This window comes from Fibrobacter sp. UBA3718, assembly GCF_002371935.1.
Classification (GTDB): Bacteria; Fibrobacterota; Fibrobacteria; order Fibrobacterales; family Fibrobacteraceae; genus Fibrobacter.
In genome coordinates this window covers 1-3,627 of record NZ_DFHR01000011.1, presented here as the reverse complement: position 1 = coordinate 3,627, position 3,627 = coordinate 1, and the positions used below count along the sequence as shown (strand labels likewise).

The 3,627-nt window shown below is 54.1% G+C and carries 3 protein-coding genes; 1 reads left to right on the top strand and 2 read right to left on the bottom strand.

Annotated features, from left to right (window positions below):
- Both B4A77_RS03165 and B4A77_RS03160 read right to left on the bottom strand, forming a co-directional pair.
- A partial coding sequence (locus B4A77_RS03165; protein WP_290738238.1) for a S41 family peptidase occupies window positions 1-1,568 on the bottom strand: 1,568 nt, incomplete at its 3' end.
- A 102-nt stretch (window positions 1,569-1,670) separates the two neighbouring features.
- Window positions 1,671-2,525 carry a sigma-70 family RNA polymerase sigma factor gene (locus B4A77_RS03160; RefSeq protein WP_173365682.1) on the bottom strand — a complete coding sequence of 285 codons (855 nt, stop codon included), beginning with the start codon at window positions 2,523-2,525 and terminating at the stop codon, window positions 1,671-1,673.
- Window positions 2,526-2,721: 196 nt separating this feature from the next.
- On the opposite strand from B4A77_RS03160, the gene B4A77_RS03155 reads away from it, so the two are divergent.
- Window positions 2,722-3,627 (top strand): sensor histidine kinase (locus B4A77_RS03155; RefSeq protein ID WP_290738235.1); only part of this gene is annotated, 906 nt, incomplete at its 3' end.

Below are 3,627 nucleotides of genomic sequence, written 5' to 3'. Positions count from 1 at the left end.
AACTGGGCATCTCGCTTTGCCTCGAGGGCCTTGCGCATATCCGAAAGACGCGCGGCGAGAGTCGTATCGGAAACCGTCTTCGCGCTGTCGCCCATGTAGTTCTGTTCGCGCACGATGCTCTTCTCGAGCTGGTCCACGCCCACGAGGGCATTGCTCTTTACCTTCATGAAAGTCGTATCCTTCATGCAGAATTCCTTGAACTGTGCATAGAGGGAATCCGGCACCACCCAGTCGGCATCGACCTTAACTCCGGCCTTGTCAAGCTGCGGGCGCACCTTCACGGCAAACTTGAAGTACATGGCCATGCGTTCCTGCACCTGCACCACCCACGGCATCGGAGAGAGTTCGATATCCACGTCGGGAGTGATGCCGCCACCGCCGAACATCATGCGTCCGTTGTTCGTGTAGAACGTATCGCGTGCGACGGTGTCCTTCTTTGCGGAATCCGCAGCGGCCTTGTCGCCATCGTCCTCGGATTCCTCTTCCATGAGCTTGAGCCCCTTGATGCCGTTTTCAGGCTTGTTGATGCAGCGGCCGAAGGGCAGGTAGTAGAATGCCGTCGTAAGCTTAAGCGCGTTCCCCTGGTTGTCGAGCGGGAAAATCGTCTGCACCGAGCCCTTGCCGAACGAGGTCTTGCCGATGACAAGCGCGCGGTCCCAGTCCTGGAGCGCACCGGAGACGATTTCTGCAGCGCTCGCGGAGCCCTGGTTCACAAGCACCACCATCGGGACATCGGGGGCAAGCATGCCGTCGCGGCGGGCGCGGCTCTCGGTCCGCTGCGTGCGGCCGAGCGTAGAGACAATCACGTTGCCCTGCTTGAGGAATAGTTCGCTAATCTCGATAGCCTGGTTCAAAAGGCCACCCGGATTGTAGCGCATGTCGAGCACGAGCTTCTTCATGCCCTGCTTCCTGAGGCCGCGGATGGCGTTTTCCACGTCGCTCGTCGTCTTGTCGCTGAAGGTCGCGAGCTTGATGTAGCCGATATCCTTCGAAACCATTCCATAATAGGGAACGGCATGCACCACGATTTCGGCACGGGTAATCGTAAATTCCATCAAGTCGGCGACACCTTCGCGTTCGATGGAAACCGTCACGTCGGTCCCGATCTTGCCACGGAGCTTGCTCACGGCGTCGTCGAGCGAGAGGCCCTTGGTGTCCTTGCCGTCAATCTTTCGGATGCGGTCGCCGGCGCGGATACCGAGCCTGAATGCCGGAGTCCCGGAAAGAGGGGAAATCACAGTCAAGATGTTGTCGCGCAGGCTGATGGTGATGCCCACGCCGCCGAACTTGCCTTCCATCGAGACCTTGAGGCCCTCGTAGTCCTTCGGGGTAAACACCGTCGTATGCGGGTCGAGGATGTCGCGGATGCCGTTCAGGGCGGCATCGGTCAGTTCCGTGGGGTTCACGTCCTCCACGTACTTGCGGTTCACCTCGGAAAGCACCTTGTTGAGGCGGGATACTTCATCGTAAAAGTCGCCGGGAGGCGTCTTCGTATCGCCCGCGGCAAAGGAGAACGTCATTGCCGAAAGGGCAAGCACAAATGGGATTCGGGAAAAATTGAAATTCATGACTGAAAAATACAATTTCTAGGCTAAAGAAACATGCCAAAAACGGGAAAAACCGGCCCAAAAGGACCGGTTTTTGAAAAAAAAGGAGAGAGAGTAGAAAAATCAAGCGGCTTCGTTCAAGATCCGATGAATTTGTTCAGTCTTGAGCTTGGCCAGTGCGGATTCCTTGAGCTGGCGAACCCTTTCCTTGGAAAGCCCGACCATCGGGGCGATTTCCTTGAGGTTCAAGTCGGAATCCACAGAAAAACCGTAGTAGAGCTTGAGGATGTCGCGTTCCTGCTTGGTGAGGTTCTCGCGCATCACCCTTTCGTAGATGTCGCCGCAGTTCTTGCGTTCGGCAAGGGCGTCGGTGCCGGCATCCACGGAAGCAAGCGTCTCGCCGAGGGTAACATCGCCATCTTCTCCGACGGGAGTGTCGAGAGAGGTGGTCTTGGAACCCATCATGAGAATCTTCTCGATGGCATCGCCCTTGTACTTGGACACTCCGGCGAGGCTTTCCGGGTCAAGCACGTAGCTGCCGCCCACGACCTGACGGAGCTTGCCACCCTTCTTGTTGAAACGGCGGAGCACAAGTTCCTTTTCGGCGCTGATGCGGACCATGCGGCCCTTCTCGGCGATTGCGCGGGTGATGTTCTGGCGGACCCACCACACGGCGTAACTGATAAACTTGATTTTCTGGTCCGGGTCGAAACGGCGCGCGGCTTCCATAAGGCCGAGGTTCCCTTCGCTGATGAGTTCGCCCACTTCGATGCCCTGTCCCTTATAGAGATTCGCAATATTCACCACGAAGCGCAGGTTGGATTTAACCAGCATATCCATCGCCTCGCGGCTCCCCTGGCGGATCTTCTTGAGCAGCAGCGTTTCCTGCGCCCTGGTCAGCAGGGGATATTTCGAAATCTCGTTCAGGTACTGAAAGTAGCTATCCCTTTCTTCCCTATTGCGTGTATTCGTAATCATGATAAACCTCTGCTGTTGCGTGTTGTCATTTGCTTTACGTATACAAATTTACCTCCGATTTCCCTTTACTGTGTCATTATCGGGAAAGCCGTTCGCAAAAGTTAAATTGGTTTTTTGTCGCTTTTTTCCGCATTTTCGTCATGAAAATGTCACATACACCCTTCCAAAACGCATTTTTTGACTTAATTTTGGACGTATGACCATAAAAAGAACCGCAAAAGCCGTTACAAACTTCATCGAGACCAAGCGCGGGACGTTCGAAGGCATGCAGGAAGCAAGTTTCCGGCGTAGCGAGAAGATCATCAACGACCTCCTCCGCGAAGAAAAGAAGTCCTTCAACTACCCCATCCCCCCCTTCGTGCCGCTTCTCCTGATCTGGCTTTTCATTCTCCTGTTCCCGCTCGCCACCTACCTCGACCCCTCCAACATCACTTCGCCCAAGATCAACGCGAGGGGCGTCGTCGGATTCTACGTTCCCCTGATTACCACAACACTCATTTTCTTCATCAACCAGAAATTCCTGGTTCCCAGCTGCATTTTCAAAAAAAACTACATCCCGTTCTTTATACACAACTCCCTGCTCGTCATCGGAGCCCTGTTTGTCCGCGAAGTCGCGTTCTTCCTCCTGGAACGGAGTCCCGACGAAGGCATAACCTACTTCTTTACCTCGTTCTGCTTTTCGAATATGAAGGGCGGCCACTTTACCTTCCTGACCGTCGTCCTGTTTTCTATCCTTGTGGGATTCGTCTGCATCATCAGCGTTCTATATAACGTTGTCCTAAGGCATACTTTGCGAAGCTTTTTGCAACGCGAACAAAAAAGCATGGCCCTGCAATACGAACTGGATTTTCTCAAGAACCAGCTCAGCCCGCATTTCCTATTCAACACCCTGAACAACATCTCGGCACTCATCTCGATAGACCCGAAACGCGCCGAAGAAGCCATGTCAAAGCTTTCGAAACTACTCCGCATCACACTCTACCAGACATCCGACAAGACCATCGCCATCCAGGAAGATATCGACATCCTGCAAAAATACGCGGACCTGGAAAAACTCAGGCTCAACAGCGATTACGACCTGAAATTCGACATCCAGCTCGAA

Excerpts from the sequence above, each read along its gene's own strand:
- B4A77_RS03160 (WP_173365682.1), bottom strand. The coding sequence starts at position 2,525 with ATGATTACGAATACACGCAATAGGGAAGAAAGGGATAGCTACTTTCAG.